Below are 17,409 nucleotides of genomic sequence, written 5' to 3'. Positions count from 1 at the left end.
CTGCCTCTGGTTGTGCACTTATTCACAAGGACTCTGGGTTCTAGCAGTAATTCTTCGGTCTAGGGTGAGGCCATCCCCGAAAGTTTCAACGACCGTTCGAAACGGTCGTCTTCCGGCGTTGGGTCAACGTCGACCAGAGGAGATGTCCATGACCGCGGCGGCACCCGAGAAAACCGAGACCTTCCCCCCAACTCACCCGGCCCTGCGCGCCTGGGTTCGCGACATAGCCGACCTCACCAAACCTGACCGCGTCGTGTGGTGCGACGGTTCCGATACCGAGGCCCGCGGGCTGACCGAGGCGCTGGTCCAGACAGGCACGCTGGAGCCGCTCGCCCGGCCCGGCGACTACCTCGCCCGGACGGACCCCGGCGACGTGGCGCGGGTGGAGGAGCGCACCTTCATCTGCTCGCCCGACGAGGCCGACGCGGGCCCGACGAACAACTGGATGGACCCGGTCGAGATGCGGGCGACCATGACCGCCCTCTACGACGGCTGCATGCGCGGGCGGACCATGTACATCGTCCCGTTCTGCATGGGACCGCTCGACGCGGCCGAGCCGAAGTTCGGGGTGGAGATCACGGACAGCGCGTACGTCGTGCTGAGCATGCGGACCATGACCCGGATGGGCGCCGAGGTGCTGGCCGCCATGGGCGAGGACGCCCCCTTCGTGCGCGCGCTGCACTCGGTCGGCGCCCCGCTCGAGCCCGGTGAGAAGGACGTCCCCTGGCCGTGCAACGAGACGAAGTACATCACGCAGTTTCCGGCGACCCGCGAGATCTGGTCGTACGGGTCGGGCTACGGCGGCAACTCGCTGCTGGGCAAGAAGTGCTACTCGCTGCGCATCGCCAGCGTGATGGGCCGCGACGAGGGCTGGCTCGCCGAGCACATGCTGATCCTCAAGCTCACCTCGCCGCAGGGCAGCACGCACTACATCGCCGCGGCGTTCCCGTCGGCGTGCGGCAAGACCAACCTGGCCATGCTGGAGCCGACGCTGCCGGGCTGGCGGGTGGAGACGCTCGGGGACGACATCGCCTGGCTGCGCTTCGGCGACGACGGCCGCCTCTACGCGATCAACCCCGAGTACGGGCTGTTCGGCGTCGCGCCCGGCACCGACTGGACGACCAACCCCAACGCCATGCGCACGCTGGAGCGGGGCAACACGATCTACACCAATGTCGCCCGTACCCCGGAGGGCGGGGTGTGGTGGGAAGGCATGGGGGACGCGCCGGCCGGGCTCACCGACTGGCACGGCGAGGCCTGGAACGGCAGCGCGCCGGCGGCCCACCCGAACTCCCGTTTCTGCGTGCCCATCCGGCAGTGCCCGATTCTCGCCCCGGAGTACGACGACCCGCGCGGTGTGCCGATCTCGGCGATCCTGTTCGGCGGTCGCCGCCGCACCACGATCCCGCTCGTGACGGAGGCGCGCGACTGGGCGCACGGCGTCTTCCTCGGCGCGACCCTGAGTTCGGAGACCACCGCCGCGGCGACCGGCCAGGTCGGCGTCGTGCGGCGCGACCCGATGGCGATGCTGCCGTTCATCGGCTACCACGCGGGCGACTACTTCGCGCACTGGATCAACATCGGCAAGAACGCCGACGCGGCGGCACTCCCGAAGATCTTCTACGTGAACTGGTTCCGGCGCGGGGACGACGGCCGGTTCCTCTGGCCGGGCTTCGGCGAGAACTCGCGGGTGCTCAAGTGGGTGGTGGAGCGGCTGGAGGGCACCGGTGAGGCGGTGGAGACGCCGATCGGGCTCACCCCGCCGGCCGCCGCGATCGACCGTACCGGGTTGGACCTGGACGAGGCGGACGTGGCGGCGGCGCTGCGCGTCGACCTCGACGAGTGGCGGGCCGAACTGCCGGATTTGACCGAGTGGTTTGACCGGTTCGGTGAGAAACTTCCGACCGTACTCTGGTCGGAGCTGGACGCCCTGAAGGTCCGTCTCGACGGGTAACCATAAGATCCAGGCGCGTCGCTGTCGCAACACCGACTCTGCGGCGCGCCTGGATGGACCACTCAGGTCTGGCGTGCCGTTAAAAGGTGGTTACGCTGCTGGTTGTGGGTCTCCGCCAGGTTCTGTATTCCGTGTACGAGCGGCGTCTCGCCCGCAAGCTCGCGGGTACGCCGCGCCCGCTGCACGTGGGCGTCATGTGCGACGGCAACCGTCGGTGGGCCAAGGAAATGGGCTACGTCGATCCCAACGACGGGCACCGGGTCGGCGCGGAGCGCATCAAGGAGCTGCTGCGCTGGTGCGACGAGGCCGGCATCGCCCATGTCACCCTCTGGCTGCTGTCCACGGACAACCTGAGCCGCCCGGCGGCCGAACTCGACCCGCTGCTGCGCATCATCGAGGACCTGGTCACCGAGCTGGCCGCCGACGGGCAGCCGTGGCGGCTGCGGATGGTCGGCGCGCTCGACGTGCTGCCCCAGCCGCTGGCCGTGGCGCTCAAGGCCGCCGAGGAGCGTACGGTCGGCCGCGACGAGGGCGCCCAGGTCAACATCGCCGTCGGGTACGGCGGCCGGCGCGAGGTCGTCGACGCCGTGCGTTCGCTGCTGCACGAGCACGCCCGCTCGGGCGGCACGCTGGAGGAGCTGGCCGAGGTGATCGACGTCGACCACATCGCGGAGCACCTCTACACCAAGGGCCAGCCCGATCCGGACCTCGTCATCCGTACCAGCGGGGAGCAGCGGCTGTCCGGGTTCCTGCTCTGGCAGAGCGCCCACTCGGAGTTCTACTTCGCCGATGTGAACTGGCCGGAGTTCCGCAAGGTCGACTTCATGCGCGCCCTGCGCAGTTACGCGAACCGTCAACGGCGGTTCGGGGCGTAACGCTCCGTCCCCTCTTCTCGTTGAGCCCAGCGGCGGCGACCTCCGCCGGTCCTGTCGCGCGCTCCGGGGAGACGGCGTGAACGAGTTCTTCGCGGTGCTCCTGGTGCTGCTGCTCGCCGTTTCGGGGTACATCGCCGGACGCATGCACGGGCAGTACAGCTATCACGTCGGGTACCGGTTCGGATACCGGCACGGGTACTACGACGGCGACCGGGCGAGCTGGAACCGCCGCCGACGCGAGTTGCAGAACGCCGTGGCGTCCGTGATGCGCGAGCCGGAGACGCCCCGCCAGGCCACGCCGGGCGGGCGGGCCACGGGCACCACGTACGCCAGCTCCGCGTACGCCGAGCCGGTGGCGCCGGAGCCCGCTGCGGACGGTGATGGGGCCGCCGTGGCGACCGACAAGCCGGAGATCGAGCCCGGCGGCCCAGCCGGCAGCGTGGTCGCCGAGCGGGCCGCGCGGCCCCGTCGCCCGCGTGGGTGGCCCACGGCCGGTGGCGTGCGCAGAGCGTGACGTCCCGCAAAGATCTGGTCACCGTTGCCTTTTACGGTTAGTTTCTTGATGTGGCACGGGGGTTTCCCGGGCCGCCCGAGGCCCGACCGAGCCGTTGTCGGAAGGCGACGGCGTTGATGCAGACGCGTGGCCGGCACCCGACCGCGTGCGGGCATCGGTGGTTGTGCGGACCCGGATGCCGAGGTGCGCGTCCGCCGGAGCTGCCTCGTGACCAAGACCAGTTCCCCCGCATCGGTCAAGTCCACCCCCGCCCCCCGTCGTCGTGCGGCCACCGCCGACGCGGGTGAGGAGTCCCCGCCAGGCCGCCGCATCATCGTTCTCGACACGTCCGTGCTGCTCGCGGACCCCTCGGCGATTCTTCGGTTCGCGGAGCACGAGGTCGTGCTGCCGCTCGTGGTGATCTCGGAGCTCGAGGGCAAGCGCCACCACCCTGAGATAGGGGCGTTCGCCCGTCAGGCCCTGCGCATGCTCGACGACCTGCGCGTCGCGCACGGCCGCCTCGACGTACCCATCGCGGTCAACGACTCCGGTGGCGTCGTGCGGGTGGAGCTCAACCACACCGATCCGGCGATCCTGCCACCCGGCTTCCGCACCGAGGCCAACGACGCGCGCATCCTCGCGGTGGCGCTGGCCCTGGCGGCGGACGGCAACGACGTCACCCTCGTCACGAAGGACATGCCGCTGCGGGTCAAGGCCGCCGCGGTGGGCCTGATCGCGGACGAGTACCGGCACGGTCAGGCGAGCGATCCCGGCTGGACCGGCATCGCCGAGATCGAGCTGGGTGCCGACGAGGTGGCCCAGCTCTACGCGGGCGAGACGCTCGACCACGAGGAGGCTCGGGAGCTGCCCTGCCACACGGGCCTGGTGCTGCACTCGCAGAACGGCTCGGCGCTGGGACGTGTGCTGCCCGACAAGAGCGTGCGGCTCGTGCGCGGTGACCGGGAGGCGTTCGGGCTTCGCGGCCGTTCGGCCGAGCAGCGCATCGCCCTCGACCTGCTGCTGGACGAGTCGATCGGGATCGTCTCGCTGGGCGGGCGGGCCGGTACGGGCAAGTCGGCGCTGGCGCTGTGCGCGGGCCTGGAGGCGGTGATGGAGCGGCGCAAGCACCGCAAGGTCATCGTCTTCCGGCCGCTGTACGCCGTCGGCGGGCAGGAGCTGGGTTATCTGCCGGGGTCCGAGGCCGAGAAGATGGCCCCGTGGGCGCAGGCGGTCTACGACACGCTCGGCGCGGTCGCGCACGAGAACGTGCTCGAGGAGATCGCCTCGCGCGGGCTGCTGGAGGTCCTGCCGCTCACCCACATCCGGGGCCGGAGCCTGCACGACGCGTTCGTCATCGTGGACGAGGCGCAGTCGTTGGAGCGCGGGGTGCTGTTGACCGTGCTGTCGCGCATCGGCACCGGCTCGCGCGTCGTGCTCACCCACGACGTGGCGCAGCGGGACAACCTGCGCGTCGGCCGCCACGACGGCGTGGCCGCGGTCATCGAGGCGCTGAAGGGCCACCCGCTGTTCGCGCACGTGACGCTGACCCGGTCCGAGCGTTCCCCGATCGCGGAGGTTGTCACCGATCTGTTGGAGGAACTGCCCGTCTGATCGACCGATAACGACGGCGCGGCCGACCGAATAGTGTCGGCCGCGCCGTCGTTCTGTTGTCGTGCCGACGTGGTGAATCCAGCCTCGGATACATAGCTGTATCCTGCTTCACATCGCCTGCGAGCTGGTTCTGAGTCAGCCGAAATCATGTTTCGGGCCGCGCACACGGGCGCTTTTCTCATCCACGCCTGTTGGTAATTGCCCATTCGCGTTGAGTGATGTTTGTCGTAACAAACACATGGCTTCTTATCTATGTGGTTTTGATGTCGCGAAAGCCGACCCGGCCACCGCCGCACCCCCGTGCGGCGCCCGACCTCGGCGCCGCAATGTCGCGGCCCGGCCGCGGGACATCTGTTCACGCAGAAGGAGCCGTGATGCACTCACCCCCCGGCGGCGTACGCGCCGCACGCAGACGGGCCAGCCGCCGACGGCTGGCCTGGCTGCTATCGCCGGTCCTGGTCATCGCCGCGGTGACCGTACCGGCCAGCCCGTCGTCGGCCGCACCGGTCGGCGTCGCCATCCCGATCCAGTTCCAGCTCACCGACAACCAGGGCTCCTGGTTCGACACGGGCGCGACGCTGTTCGGCACGAAGGCGCTCGGCGTGGCGGTCACCCCGCGCACGAAGCTGCTGAACCTGCCGCTGGACACCACCACCCTGCTCAACACCGATCTGGCCGAGGACCTGCTGGACCTGCCGCTCCTGGGTGGCACCGCGCCGCTGCTCGGCAGCCTCGGGCTGGACCTGGGCGGCGTACTCAACCTCGACCAGCTCAACCAGGCTGTCGACGCGGCCGGCGGGCTCCTCGGGTTCCTCAACCCGACGGTCCAGCGGGCCAAGTCGCAGATCAATCAGCTCGCCCAGCAGGTCGCGGGCCAGCCGGCCGACTCGGCGCTGCCGTTGTCGAGCCTGCCCGTCGGCCTCGACCTGATGCGCACGCTGAACGAGATCAGCAACCTGGCGCCGCGGGACCTGAGCCTCAAGCCCCAGGCGAAGTTCAAGGTCGCCGCGCCGCAGGCCGCCTCGTCGCACTCGGTGACGAGCCTTATCTGGCCGCTCGGTGCCACGCCGATCGACCAGAGCAGCGCGTTCATCGGCGACGTCACGGCGGATCTCACCGAGCCGGGCCTGTACGCCTGGGCGTGCAAGATCCACCCGTACATGCTCGGCGCCGTCGTCGTGGACGACCCGCTCACCCCCGGCCTCGACTTCGGCAAGAAGCTCAACGTCGCGGTCAAGGGCGGGGTGGTCGTGCCCAGTTCGGCCGACATCGTCCAGCAGTTGGTCCAGAAGTTCTTCCGGATCACCGCGCCGGACAACTGGCAGGTCTTCAGCAACACCGAGACCAAGAACTGGAACCCGTACTACCCGACCGCGCCCATCCTGCAGTACGACGCGAACGAGCAGCCCGTGCTCATCCCGAGCCTGGACTCCTACTACAACAGCAAGTTCAGCGAGGGCGTGACCCTGCCGGCGCTCACCCAACGGCCCAGCACGCCGGGCGTCGGTGAGCTGTGGGTCGACACCCAGATGGAGAAGTACGCCGGCAAGTCCAAGTCCGGCGCCGCCACGAAGGTCGACGTGCAGAACTGGACGGTGGCCCGCAAGGTCGCCCTGCCGCAGATCAACCTGAACAACCCGCACAACATGTGGTCGGACAAGGACGGCAAGTACATCTACCAGACCGAGTGGTTCTCGGACCGGCTCACCGTCTTCGACCGGAAGACGGGCCAACTGATCCGCACCATCCAGGTCGGGCCGGACCCGTCGCACGTGATGACCCGCACGGATACCGACCAGTTGCACGTCGCCATCAACGCGGGCAACGCGGTGGTCGAGCTGAAGCCGGGCGCCACGGCGATCGACCGGCGCATCCTCGTGCAGGGCCCGGGCCAGACCCCGGCGCACCCGCACGCGCACTGGATGAGCGCGGACGGGCAGACCATGGTCACGCCGAACGTCAACCACCACAACTCCACGATCGTGGACGTCGCGACCGGTTCGATCCAGCAGGTCCAGACCGCGCAGTTGCCCATCGCCACCGGCATGATGCCGGACACGTCGAAGTACTACGTGGCGAACTTCCTGGGCCAGAGCGTGTCGTGCATCTCGCTGTCGGGCAGCTCCTGCCGCTCCGACTCGGGCACGGACGTGGCGTACAAGGAGATCAACCTCTGGTCGAACTACGACATGGTCAGCGGGGCGACCTCCGGCGCGTTCGGCGGCCTGCCCATCCAGCTGCCGGTCAGCCCGGACGGCAAGTACCTGCTCGTCGCGAACACGTTGACCAGCAACATCACGGTCATCGACACCGACACCGACAAGATCGTCAAGACGCTGCCGTGTGACTCCGGTTGCCACGGCATCAACTTCGGCGCCAAGCGCGGTGGCGGCTACTACGCCTACGTGTCGAGCAAGTTCTCGAACGCGCTCAGCATCGTCGACGGGGACCCGAACGGGGACGGCAACCCGGCGGACGCGGCTGTCGTGGGCCGGATGGTCCTCAACGCGGGGTCGGGCACCATCGCCGACGACGACGTGACCGCCTACAACGGCATGGGCGGCCAGGGCGTCCTCGCGTACCCGATCCCCTACAACGGCTGGGTGCAGAACGCGCCGTCGGACATGGCGGACCAGCTCACCTGCCCGCAGCTCAACCCCATCAACACCGGCGTCTGTTCCTGACGCCGACCGGCTGATTCACAGACGGGGGATGGACCGTAAAGCGGACGGTCCATCCCCCTGACCAGCCACACCTCGCGGGCAGCCGGCAGGCCACGGCGGCCAGGTCACGCGCGCCCGCTTCCCCCACAGTAGACGAGGGAGTTCCTCCATGTCCGATCTCGGCATGCCGGCGCGGTTCACCGCCGTCCGGCGGCTGCTCACCGGCGGCCCTCCGCTGGTGCGCAGGGTGCTCGTCATCGGGGCGATCGCCCTGATCATGACCGCCCTCGGCGCGATCGTCTTCGCGCCCAAGCCGGCCTTCGCCGCCAACCACACCATCAACATCACCGGGTTCGCCTTCAGCCCGGACCTGCTCACCGTGGCGCCCGGCGACACGGTCACGTTCGTCAACCAGGAGACCGACGGCACGATCCACTCCATCCGGGGTGACTTCACGTCGCCCGACCTGCCGCCCGGCGCGAGCTTCACGGTCACCATCAGCGCCGCCGGCACGTTCAGCTACTACTGCGGCCTGCACCCGTACATGACGGGGACGATCGTGGCGACGAGCAACCCCCCGCCGACCTCGGCGGCGGCCACCACCCGGCCGCCGACCAGCCGGCCACCCACGAGCGCCGCGCCGACGTCGCGTCCGCCGACCAGTTCCGTGCCGACGAGCGCGGGCCCGACGTCGGCGACCCCGACCACGCCGGCCCCCGGGGCCGCCCCCTGCGACAACCCGACCGTCGGGGCCGACCAGGGCGACGGCACCAAGCTGGCCACGTACGAGACGGTCAGCGGGGTCAAGGTGTTCAAGCTCTGCATGGCGCCGGTCAACTGGGAGGTCTCGCCGGGGGTCGTCCGGCCGGCGTACGCGTTCAACGGCCTTGTGCCCGGCCCGACGATCAAGGTGAACGAGGGCGACAAGCTCCGGTTCATCGTGCAGAACCAGCTGCCCGACCACACGGCGGTGCACTGGCACGGCATGGAGTTGCCGAACGCGCAGGACGGCGTGCCGGACATCACCCAGCCGCACATCCTGCCGGGGGAGACCTACACGTACGAGTGGACCGCCAAGACGACCGGCACCCACTGGTACCACTCCCACATGGGCGGCGGCCAGGTCGGCAAGGGCCTCTACGGGGCGCTGCTGATCACGCCGACGCTCGGTGACATCACGGCCGACAAGCACTACACGCTGGCGATCGGCGACGGGTCCAACGGGTTCACGCTGAACGGCAAGTCCTATCCGGCGACCGCCACGCTGGCCGCCAAGGTGAACCAGAAGGTCCACGTCCGGCTGATCGGCGCCGGGCCGGAGATGCTGCACCCGATGCACCTGCACGGGATGCAGTTCCAGGTCGTGGCTCAGGACGGCACCAAGCTGGCGTCACCGTACTGGGCGGACACGCTCACGGTCGCCGTCGGGCAGACGTTCGACATCGTCTTCCAGCCCAAGGACGTCGGCAAGTGGCTGCTGCACTGCCACATCTTCTCCCACTCCGAGGGACCGAACGGAATGCTCGGCCTGGTCACGGTCGTCAACGTGACCGCGTAGCTCCGCATACCCCCACCATGGCCGGGCCGGTCGCCCGCCGACCGGCCCGGCCTTTCACACCAAGGAGTACGCCCATGAAGCTCACGCGCATCCTGACAGTGCTCGCGGTCGGCGCGGCGGCGGCCGTCCTGCTGCCCGCCCAGCCCGCCGCCGCGCACGTCACCGTGTCGCCGGCCACCGCGACGGCCGGCGGGCGGGGCACCTTCACGTTCAAGGTCCCCAACGAGCGGCCCGACGCCGACACCACGAAGGTCGAGGTGGTGTTCCCGCCGGACGTCACGATGACCAGCGTGTCCCTGCGGCCGGTGCCCGGCTGGACCGCGACGGTCAACACCCGCGAACTGCCGCCCGCGAGCGCCGCGGCGGCCGGCGGGCAGGAGGAAAGCGCGGTCGACCGGGCCGTCACCGGCATCGTCTGGCAGGGCGGCGCGATCCGGCCCGGCGAGTTCCAGACGTTCGACGTCGCCCTCGGGCCGCTGCCCACCACGCCCGGCAAACTGGTCGTCAAGGCGCTCCAGACGTACTCGTCCGGCGAGGTCGTGCGGTGGATCGAGGTGCCGCGCGACGGCGCCGCCCGGCCCGCGCATCCGGCCATGGTGATCGACATTCAGCCGGCCGCGGCCACGCAGGCGGTTCCCGCGCCGACGGCCGCGCCGGTCGACGACACCGCGCGGACCGTGGCGTACCTCGGCCTCGCGGCAGGGCTGCTCGCCCTCGTGGCGGCCCTGGTCGCCCTGGTGCGCCGCCGGCCGGGGCCCCGCGACGCCGACGCTCCGTCCGGCGGCGCTCCAGCACCGGACGTCGACGCGGCCCCGAAGGCCGGTGTGCGTTCGGCCGGCGCTTCGCGGGCGGGGGGCAACCCGCGCCCGGCCGGGGCATCGGCCGTCGAGCGGGATGCGCAGCGCGCGGACGTGCTGCGATGACGGGGCGCCTGCGCCGGATCATGGCCGGCGCCGTCCTCGCCGGGGTCGCCACCGTGCTGGGCGGCCTGGTGGCGCCGGCCCCGGCGTGGGCGCACGCTGACCTGGTCTTCGCGCAGCCGGCGGCGGGCCAGACGTTCCAGGAGTCGCCGACCGGGCTGCTGCTCCAGTTCACCGAGCCCGTGACCGTCCCGGCGGGCGGCGTGCGCCTCTTCGGCCCGGACGGGGCCACCATCACGACCGGACCGTCCACGCACCGTGCCGGGGACGGCACGTCGGTGGAGACGCCGCTGACGGGTCCGTTGGGCGACGGGGTGTACACGGTCGCCTGGCGGGTGATCTCCGCGGACAGCCACCCGGCGCAGGGCGCGTTCACGTTCACGGTGGGCGACGGCGCGGCCCGGCCGGGCGCGGCCACGGCGGTCCCGGACGACACCGGCGCGCGGGTGGCGTTCGCCGTGGCCCGTTGGGTCTCGTTCGCGGGGCTGGCCGTGCTCGTGGGCGCGGTCCTGTTCGTCGCCTGGTGCTGGCCGGCGGGCGCCCGCCGGCCAGCCGTCCGCGCGCTCGTCTGGGGCGGCTGGGCCACCGGGCTGGTCGGCGCCCTCGCCGCCGCGCTGACGTACGGGCCGTACGCCGCGGGCCGGTCGCTCGGCGACGTCCTGGACGGGGAGTTGCTCGACACGACGTTGGCCGCCGGGCTCGGCCGGGCCCTCGCCGCCCGGGCGGCCCTGCTGGTCGCCGCGGCCCCGGCGCTGTCGTGGCTGCTGCGCCGGTATCCCGACGACCCGGGCCCCCGCCTGCGTCGCGCGGTGACCGGCGCGGTCATCCTGGGCGCCGGGGCGCTCGCCGCGACCTGGACGGTGGCGGGGCACAGCGTGTCGGGCCGGTTCGTACCCGTGGCCGTGGCGGTCGACATCGCGCACCTGGTGGCCATGGCGGCGTGGCTCGGCGGGCTGGCCACCCTGGCACTGGCACTGCTGCCGGCCCGCGAGCTGCGGGCCATGCGGCGCGCGGTGCCGGCGTTCTCCCGGCTCGCCCTGATCTGCGTCGGCGTGCTCGTGGTGACCGGGCTGTTCCAGGCCTGGCGGCAGGTGCAGACGCCCGCGGCGTTGACCCAGACGTCCTATGGCCGGCTGCTGGCCGCCAAGGTTGTCGTGGTCTGCGTGCTTGTCGGGCTCGGGATGGCGGCCCGCGGCTGGGTGCGCCGTCACTACGACGCCCGGCCGGGCGCCAGGAACCCCGCGCCGGACCCCCACCAGCTGTACGCGTTCCGCCGGCGGGTACTCGCGGAGACCGGCCTGGGCGTCGTCGTACTCGCGGTGTCCGCGGTCCTGATGGCCACGCAGCCGGCGGGTGCGGCGTACGCCGCACGCGAGCAGGCGGCCCGCCAGTTGGCCCTGCAGGCGGCGGCGGTGCCCGGCTCGGTGCCCTTCGACGCGGGGTCGGGTCGCGGCCTCATCGCGTTCGACCTGCAACCGCGCCGCGTCGGTGCCACCGTGCTGCACCTGTCCATCCTGGACCCGACGGGCCGGCCCTTCGCGGTGCCGCAGGCGGGGGTGGAGCTGCGGCTGCCGGAGCGCGACATCGGCCCGTTGCCGGTCGAGCTGCGCCAGGCGGGCGACGGCCACTATCTCGCGGCGCTGTCGCTTCCGCTCGCGGGCGCCTGGACCGCCACGGTTACGGTACGTGTCAGCGACGTTGACGAAGCGTCAGTGGACATTCCAGTCATAGTGGCGCAGTGAATTGCCAGTATTCTCCATGTTGGACAGATTATGCGGTGTGGCATAAGTCACTTGGGGGTGCCCTCGTGCCACCGCCTGAGTGAGGGTGGTCGACGGGCTGCGACGCTTTCGTGTTCGCGACGCGGCCCGCGACCGGCCAACGGGGGGACGGTCGCACCCTCTGTCCCCGGCGAAGGGAACGCTTCGTGGCCCGGCCACGCCGACGCACCACGGCAACCCAACTCCCCAAGCATTCCGCGAGGCCCAGCTTCGCGCCGCGGATCGCCGCGGTGGCGCTGCTGCTGACCGGCGCGGTCGGCGGCGGTTACCTCGGCATCCACCGGCAGCAGGCCGCTGATGTCGCCGCGCAGGAGGCGCGGTACGACGTCGAGTCCGAGATCGCGGCGATGGACCAGTCCAAGCTGTACGACGCGCGCGCCGGTCTCGACCCGGCCGTGCAGCGGGCGCTCGACAAGGCGGCCGACGAGGCCAAGGACCAGGCCGCCAAGGCGAAGAAGGCCAACGAGCTGGCCGAGCGCGCGCAGGCCGCGAGCCGGTCGGAGAACCGCGAGCCGCCGGACTACGGCCCGATCCCCGCGTCGTGCTCCGAGTTCAGCGGCAACCGCGCGATCGGCTGCGCCGAGCTGCTCAAGAAGGGCTTCGGCCTCGACCAGATGCCGTGCCTGAACAAGCTCTGGAACAAGGAGAGCAACTGGCGTACGACGGCCGAGAACACCTCGTCCGGCGCGTACGGCATCCCGCAGGCGCTGCCCGGCTCCAAGATGGCCAGCGAGGGCGACGACTGGCGCACCAACCCGGCCACGCAGATCAAGTGGGGCCTGGGCTACATCAAGGGCCGCTACGGCACGCCGTGCAAGGCGTGGGACCACTCGGTGGCGACCGGCTGGTACTAATCGCCGAAGCCGACAGAGCGATGAACCGTGGCGGTACCTATGCGTACCACCACGGTTCATTGCTTCCCGGGTCATCACTAGCGGTTGACCGCGCGGGCGTGGTAGCTGTGTCCGCGTGACGATCGAGGAGCCTTCCCAGCCGGCCCACGTTCCCGAACGTGGGCCGGCTGTCGACTCGCCGGACCGCTTCGGCACCCCCGCCTTCTACGCCGCCATCGGCCGCGCGTTCGTGGCCATGTGCGCCCTCGTGCCCATCCTCGCCGTCGTCGAGCTGGGCGACCGGCTCACGGGCGGGCTGTTCCTGCGGGTCGGCGGCATCCGGCCGCGCCGCCTCGACGGGCTCGACGGCATCATCCTGGCGCCCTTCCTGCACGCGAGCTGGGACCATCTGGTGGTCAACAGCGCGCCGCTGATCCTGCTCGGCACGTTCGTCCTCGCCGCCGGCTGGCGCAGCTTCCTGCTCAGTACGCTGATCATCGCGGTGATCAGCGGCATCGGCACGTGGCTGCTGACCCCGGAGAACACGATCGTGGTCGGCGCGAGCGGTGTGGTCTTCGGCTACCTCGGGCTGCTGCTCGCCCGGGGCGTGGTCGAACGCAGCCTCTGGCATGTGGCCGTGGGCGCCCTCGTGGCCGTGCTCTACGGCTGGCAGATCCTGCTGATCGACCCGGCGAACACCCAGGTGTCCTGGCAGGCGCACCTGTTCGGGTTCGTCGGCGGGCTGGTCGCCGCGTTGCTGGTGCGGACCCGCCGGAGCTTGCCGCCCGCCATCTCCCACCCGTAACGTTGCGTGCAGCTCAGCTGAACACATTGTGGTGGAGGCCTGTGTGGGCGACGTGGATCTCGTCATCGTGGGAGCCGGCCCGACGGGCCTGTTCGCCGCGTACTACGCCGGGTTCCGGGGCTTCTCCACGGTCGTGATCGACGCCCTCCCGGAGGCGGGCGGCCAGATCACCGCCATGTACCCCGAGAAGGTCATCTACGACGTCGCCGGCTTTCCCGCGATCCGTGGCCGGGAGCTGATCGCGAACCTGGTGGCGCAGGCGGCCCCCTACCGCCCCACCTACCTGCTGGGCGTACGGGCGGAGGGGCTCGACCGAGACCCTGACGGCCGCCCGCTGCTGAGCCTGTCGGACGGGCAGACGCTGCGCTGCGGCGCCATCCTCATCACGGGCGGCCTGGGCAGCTTCTCGCCCCGGCCGCTGCCCTGCGCGGCGGGCTGGACGGGCACCGGGCTGGTCTACTTCGTGCCCGAGCTGAACGTGCTCGCGGGGCGCGATGTCGTCATCGTGGGCGGGGGCGACTCGGCGTTCGACTGGGCGCTGGCCCTGCAGCCGATCGCCGCGTCGGTCACTCTCGTGCACCGTCGCGACGCGTTCCGCGCGCACGCCGGTACGGTCGCCAAGGTGCGCGACCTGCCCGTACGGATTCTGGTGAACGCCCAGGTCACGAGGCTGATCGGGGACGACGAGGTCACGGCCGTGGAGGTCGCCGTCAAGGGCGAGGAGCCGGCCACGCTGCCGGCGGGCGCGGTCGTCGCGGCCCTCGGCTTCACCGCCGACCTGGGCCCGCTGGCCGAGTGGGGTCTCACGCTGGACCACCGGCACATCGTCGTGGACTCCACGATGGCCACGAACCTGCCGCGCGTCTTCGCGGCCGGCGACATCACGGAGTACCCGGGCAAGGTGCGCCTGATCGCCACGGGCTTCGGCGAGGCGGCCACGGCCGTCAACAACGCGGCCCCGGTCATCGACCCGGGCGCCCACCTCTTCCCGGGCCATTCCTCCGACGCCGGCTGACGCGCGGCGCCGGAGGTGACCCGGGAGGTCAGTCCTCCCCGGACTGGTCCGTGATGGCGTCGAAGTCGACGCGGGAGTAGCGGCGCAGCTTCTCCAGGCGGTGCCAGGAGTCGATGACCCGGATCGTGCCGCTCTTGGAGCGCATGACGATCGACTGGGTGTAGGCGCCCCCGGCCCGGTACCGCACGCCCTTGAGCAGGTCGCCGGACGTCACGCCGGTGGCGCAGAAGAACGCGTTGTCGCCGCGTACGAGGTCGTTGGTGGTGAGGACCCGGTCGAGGTCGTGGCCGGCGGCGACGGCGCGCTCCCGCTCGGCGTCGTCCTGCGGCCAGAGCTTGGCCTGGATCTCGCCGCCGATGCACTTGAGCGCACACGCGGCGACGATGCCCTCGGGCGTGCCGCCGATGCCCATGAGCACGTCGACCTCGCTCGTGTCGCGCGCGGCGCTGATCGCGCCGGCGATGTCGCCGTCGAGGATGAACCGGATGCGCGCGCCCGCGTCGCGCACCTCCTTGACGAGGGCGGCGTGTCGGGGCCGGTCGAGGATGCAGACGGTCACGTCCGAGACGGAGCAGTGCTTGACCTTCGCGATCCGCTGCAGGTTCTCCCGTACGCCCGCCTCGATGTCGATGACCCCGGCCGCCTCGGGACCGACCGCCAGCTTCTCCATGTAGAACACGGCCGACGGGTCGAACATGGCGCCGCGCTCGGCGACCGCCAGGACCGCGAGCGCGTTCGGCATGCCCTTGCTCATCATGGTGGTCCCGTCGATCGGGTCCACGGCCACGTCCACCTCGGGGCCGCCCTGCCAGTCGCCGACGTGCTCGCCGTTGTAGAGCATGGGCGCGTTGTCCTTCTCGCCCTCGCCGATGACCACGACGCCACGCATGGGCAGCGAGTTGATCAGCAGGCGCATGGCGTCGACGGCCGCGCCGTCGCCGCGCTCCTTGTCGCCCCGGCCCACCCAGCGGCCGGCGGCCATGGCGGCGGCCTCTGTCACGCGGACGAGTTCGAGGGCGAGGTTACGGTCAAGATCTTCGGCGCGGCGGGGGACTGAAGCGGACATCGGTGGCCTCCTCGGGGCGTCGCGGTCGGACCGCTCGTGTAGGAAAGCGCTTACACACAGCGTTCCGACTTTTCCCTATGGTGCCATCGCTGAGTTTCGGGCCGGTGGCGAAGGCCCGTGAGCCGTCGGTCACTATGGTGGCGTGAATCCCGCGCAGACCTCCGTACCAGCAGATCTTCCCCGCACGGTGACGCCGGAACCGGCGGCCGCGCCCGTCGGGCCCCGGCGCTCGGCGCGCGGCTGGCGTGACATGGCGCGCTCCCTCGTGGTCCTCCTCATCCCGGTGGCGATCATCGTGGGGATCTACCGCTTCCAGGGCGGGGAGGACGTCGTCGTGGTCGACACCGCGCCCGCCTACGCGAACGCGCGGGCCGCCCAGGCCTTCCCGGTGCTGGAGCCGACCGGGCTGGACGCCGGCTGGCGCACGGTCAGCGCCGCGTACCAGGTCGAGCCCGACGGCGCGGTGCTGCGCGTCGGCTACCTCACCCCGGACGAGGGCCAGACCCAGCTGGTCCAGTCCTCCCGCCCGGCCGCGGCGCTCGTCAAGGACGAGCTCGGGGAGAGCGGGACGCCCCTGGGTACCGTGAACGAGGCCGGCCTCGCCTGGCAGGTGTACGCGGTCCGCGACGGTGAGCACGCGATCGTGTCCGTCAGCCCGGACCGGACGGTGATCGTGGTCGGCGCGACGGACGTAGCCACTCTGCGTACTCTTGCCGGCGCGCTGCGCTGACCTGCGGGGCGGGGTAGAGCCGGTTTCGTACACTCGGCTATCCGCGCCGACTGTCGGAGGTAGGTCATGTCGCACACGGAGCGCGCCACCCGGCGGCCCGCCACGCTCGTCGTGCTCGCGCTCGCCGCGCTGCTGAGCCTGGCGCTGGCCGCGTGCGACAAGGGCGACGCCGGGGTCGGCCACGGGCTGAACCCGCCGGGCGCCGCCAAGGACGAGCTCACGGCCGCGATCAAGGCGCTGGCCGGCAAGCCGTACCGCTTCTCGGTCGCGCAGGGCGACACGCCGATCTCCAGCGGCGCGGTCGACGGCAAGGGCTCGGCACAGTTCCACGCGACCGTCTCCGACCCGACCTCCGGCGCGTCCGTCGAGCTGGACGCGGCCCGCGTCGACAAGGCCGCCTACCTCAAGGTCGACTTCGGTGCGCTCGCCGGGGTCGTGCCCGTCCTGGGCGACCTCAACCGCAAGTGGGTCAAGGTCGACGCCAAGAAGCTGCCCTCGTCGCTGTCCAAGCAGCTCGACGCCGGGCTGTCCGCCGACCTGTCCGTGCTCGCCGCCGGTGTGCAGACCGCCGAGCGCAACGGCAACGTCTACCAGGGCACCCTGGACCTGTCCAAGGGCGCGGCGCTGCTCAACACGGCGTCCGGCGGCAAGGTGGACGCCGCGGCCAAGGCGCTGCCCTACGAGGCGACCGTCGCCGACGGGGCGCTCGCCACGCTGAAGGTCAAGGGCCTCAAGATCGGCACGCAGACGGCCGACGTGACCCTGACCCTCACGGACGTCGGCAAGCCCATCACGATCGCCAAGCCCAAGGGCGCGGTCTCGGCGCCGGCGGATCTCTACTCCCTGCTGGCCGCCGCCTGACGGCGGCGCGGTCACTCCCCGCCGGGCTGGGCCGTTACTCCCGGCCGTCCGCCGCCTGACGGGCCGCGTCCAGCCGCTCGCGGGCGCCGTCGAGCCAGCGCTGGCACACCTTGGCGAGATGCTCGCCGCGCTCCCAGAGCGCGAGCGACTCTTCCAGCGTGGCGCCGCCGGCCTCCAGGCGCTCGACGACACTCGCCAGCTCGGCGCGCGCCTGCTCGTAGCTCAGCTCGTCCTTCGCCGCCAT

At 71.3% G+C, this 17,409-nt stretch carries 14 protein-coding genes and 1 pseudogene; 13 read left to right on the top strand and 2 right to left on the bottom strand.

Features of this window, described 5'->3' with window-relative positions:
* Window positions 1–148: 148 nt before the first annotated feature.
* The 11 genes and pseudogenes from ABD191_RS00410 (at window position 149) to ABD191_RS00360 (ending at window position 14,508) form a co-directional block, all read left to right on the top strand.
* Window positions 149–1,954: a phosphoenolpyruvate carboxykinase (GTP) gene (locus ABD191_RS00410; RefSeq protein ID WP_344075461.1), complete on the top strand. Its 1,806-nt coding sequence runs from the start codon at window positions 149–151 to the stop codon at window positions 1,952–1,954.
* A gap of 104 nt (window positions 1,955–2,058) precedes the next feature.
* Window positions 2,059–2,829, top strand: a complete 771-nt coding sequence (locus ABD191_RS00405) for an isoprenyl transferase (protein ID WP_344075459.1) — start codon at window positions 2,059–2,061, stop codon at window positions 2,827–2,829.
* Window positions 2,830–2,905: 76 nt separating this feature from the next.
* A pseudogene (locus tag ABD191_RS00400) lies at window positions 2,906–3,199 on the top strand (hypothetical protein); the annotation flags it as partial.
* A gap of 351 nt (window positions 3,200–3,550) precedes the next feature.
* A complete protein-coding gene (gene phoH2 / locus ABD191_RS00395) occupies window positions 3,551–4,933 on the top strand; it encodes an RNA 5'-3' helicase PhoH2 (RefSeq protein ID WP_425560614.1) in 1,383 nt (460 codons plus the stop codon).
* Between the two features lie 374 nt (window positions 4,934–5,307).
* Window positions 5,308–7,617, top strand: coding sequence for a YVTN family beta-propeller repeat protein (locus ABD191_RS00390; protein WP_344075456.1), 2,310 nt, complete (start codon window positions 5,308–5,310; stop codon window positions 7,615–7,617).
* 148 nt (window positions 7,618–7,765) lie between these two features.
* The gene (locus ABD191_RS00385; protein ID WP_344075454.1) at window positions 7,766–9,154 is read left to right on the top strand and encodes a multicopper oxidase domain-containing protein; all 1,389 of its coding nucleotides are present in this window, start codon (window positions 7,766–7,768) and stop codon (window positions 9,152–9,154) included.
* A gap of 74 nt (window positions 9,155–9,228) precedes the next feature.
* The gene (locus ABD191_RS00380) at window positions 9,229–10,077 is read left to right on the top strand and encodes a YcnI family protein (RefSeq protein WP_344075452.1); all 849 of its coding nucleotides are present in this window, start codon (window positions 9,229–9,231) and stop codon (window positions 10,075–10,077) included.
* Window positions 10,074–11,816: a copper resistance CopC/CopD family protein gene (locus tag ABD191_RS00375; RefSeq protein ID WP_344075450.1), complete on the top strand. Its 1,743-nt coding sequence runs from the start codon at window positions 10,074–10,076 to the stop codon at window positions 11,814–11,816. Before ABD191_RS00380 ends, ABD191_RS00375 begins: the two co-directional genes overlap by 4 nt.
* A 269-nt stretch (window positions 11,817–12,085) precedes the next feature.
* Window positions 12,086–12,709, top strand: coding sequence for an aggregation-promoting factor C-terminal-like domain-containing protein (locus ABD191_RS00370; protein WP_344075449.1), 624 nt, complete (start codon window positions 12,086–12,088; stop codon window positions 12,707–12,709).
* Window positions 12,710–12,830: 121 nt separating this feature from the next.
* On the top strand, window positions 12,831–13,493 hold the full coding sequence (locus ABD191_RS00365; RefSeq protein ID WP_344076110.1) for a rhomboid family intramembrane serine protease: 663 nt from the start codon (window positions 12,831–12,833) through the stop codon (window positions 13,491–13,493).
* Window positions 13,494–13,536: 43 nt separating this feature from the next.
* Entirely contained in the window at window positions 13,537–14,508 is a 972-nt protein-coding gene (locus ABD191_RS00360) for an NAD(P)/FAD-dependent oxidoreductase (RefSeq protein WP_344075447.1), read from the top strand.
* A 28-nt stretch (window positions 14,509–14,536) separates the two neighbouring features.
* Here ABD191_RS00360 and glpX read toward each other — a convergent pair whose 3' ends face one another.
* On the bottom strand, window positions 14,537–15,574 hold the full coding sequence (glpX, locus tag ABD191_RS00355; protein WP_344075445.1) for a class II fructose-bisphosphatase: 1,038 nt from the start codon (window positions 15,572–15,574) through the stop codon (window positions 14,537–14,539).
* A 142-nt stretch (window positions 15,575–15,716) separates the two neighbouring features.
* On the opposite strand from glpX, the gene ABD191_RS00350 reads away from it, so the two are divergent.
* On the top strand, window positions 15,717–16,304 hold the full coding sequence (locus ABD191_RS00350; RefSeq protein ID WP_344075443.1) for a DUF4245 domain-containing protein: 588 nt from the start codon (window positions 15,717–15,719) through the stop codon (window positions 16,302–16,304).
* 66 nt (window positions 16,305–16,370) lie between these two features.
* Window positions 16,371–17,165 (top strand): hypothetical protein, encoded by a 795-nt coding sequence (locus ABD191_RS00345; protein WP_344075441.1) that lies wholly within the window; start codon window positions 16,371–16,373, stop codon window positions 17,163–17,165.
* A gap of 34 nt (window positions 17,166–17,199) precedes the next feature.
* Here the strand turns inward: ABD191_RS00345 and ABD191_RS00340 are convergent, their stop codons facing one another.
* Window positions 17,200–17,409, bottom strand: coding sequence for an exodeoxyribonuclease VII small subunit (locus ABD191_RS00340; RefSeq protein WP_344076108.1), 210 nt, complete (start codon window positions 17,407–17,409; stop codon window positions 17,200–17,202).

This window comes from Luedemannella helvata (assembly GCF_039528415.1).
GTDB lineage: Bacteria > Actinomycetota > Actinomycetes > Mycobacteriales > Micromonosporaceae > Luedemannella > Luedemannella helvata.
Note: the sequence above shows the minus strand (reverse complement) of the source record. Positions and strands in the feature narration are given on the sequence as shown.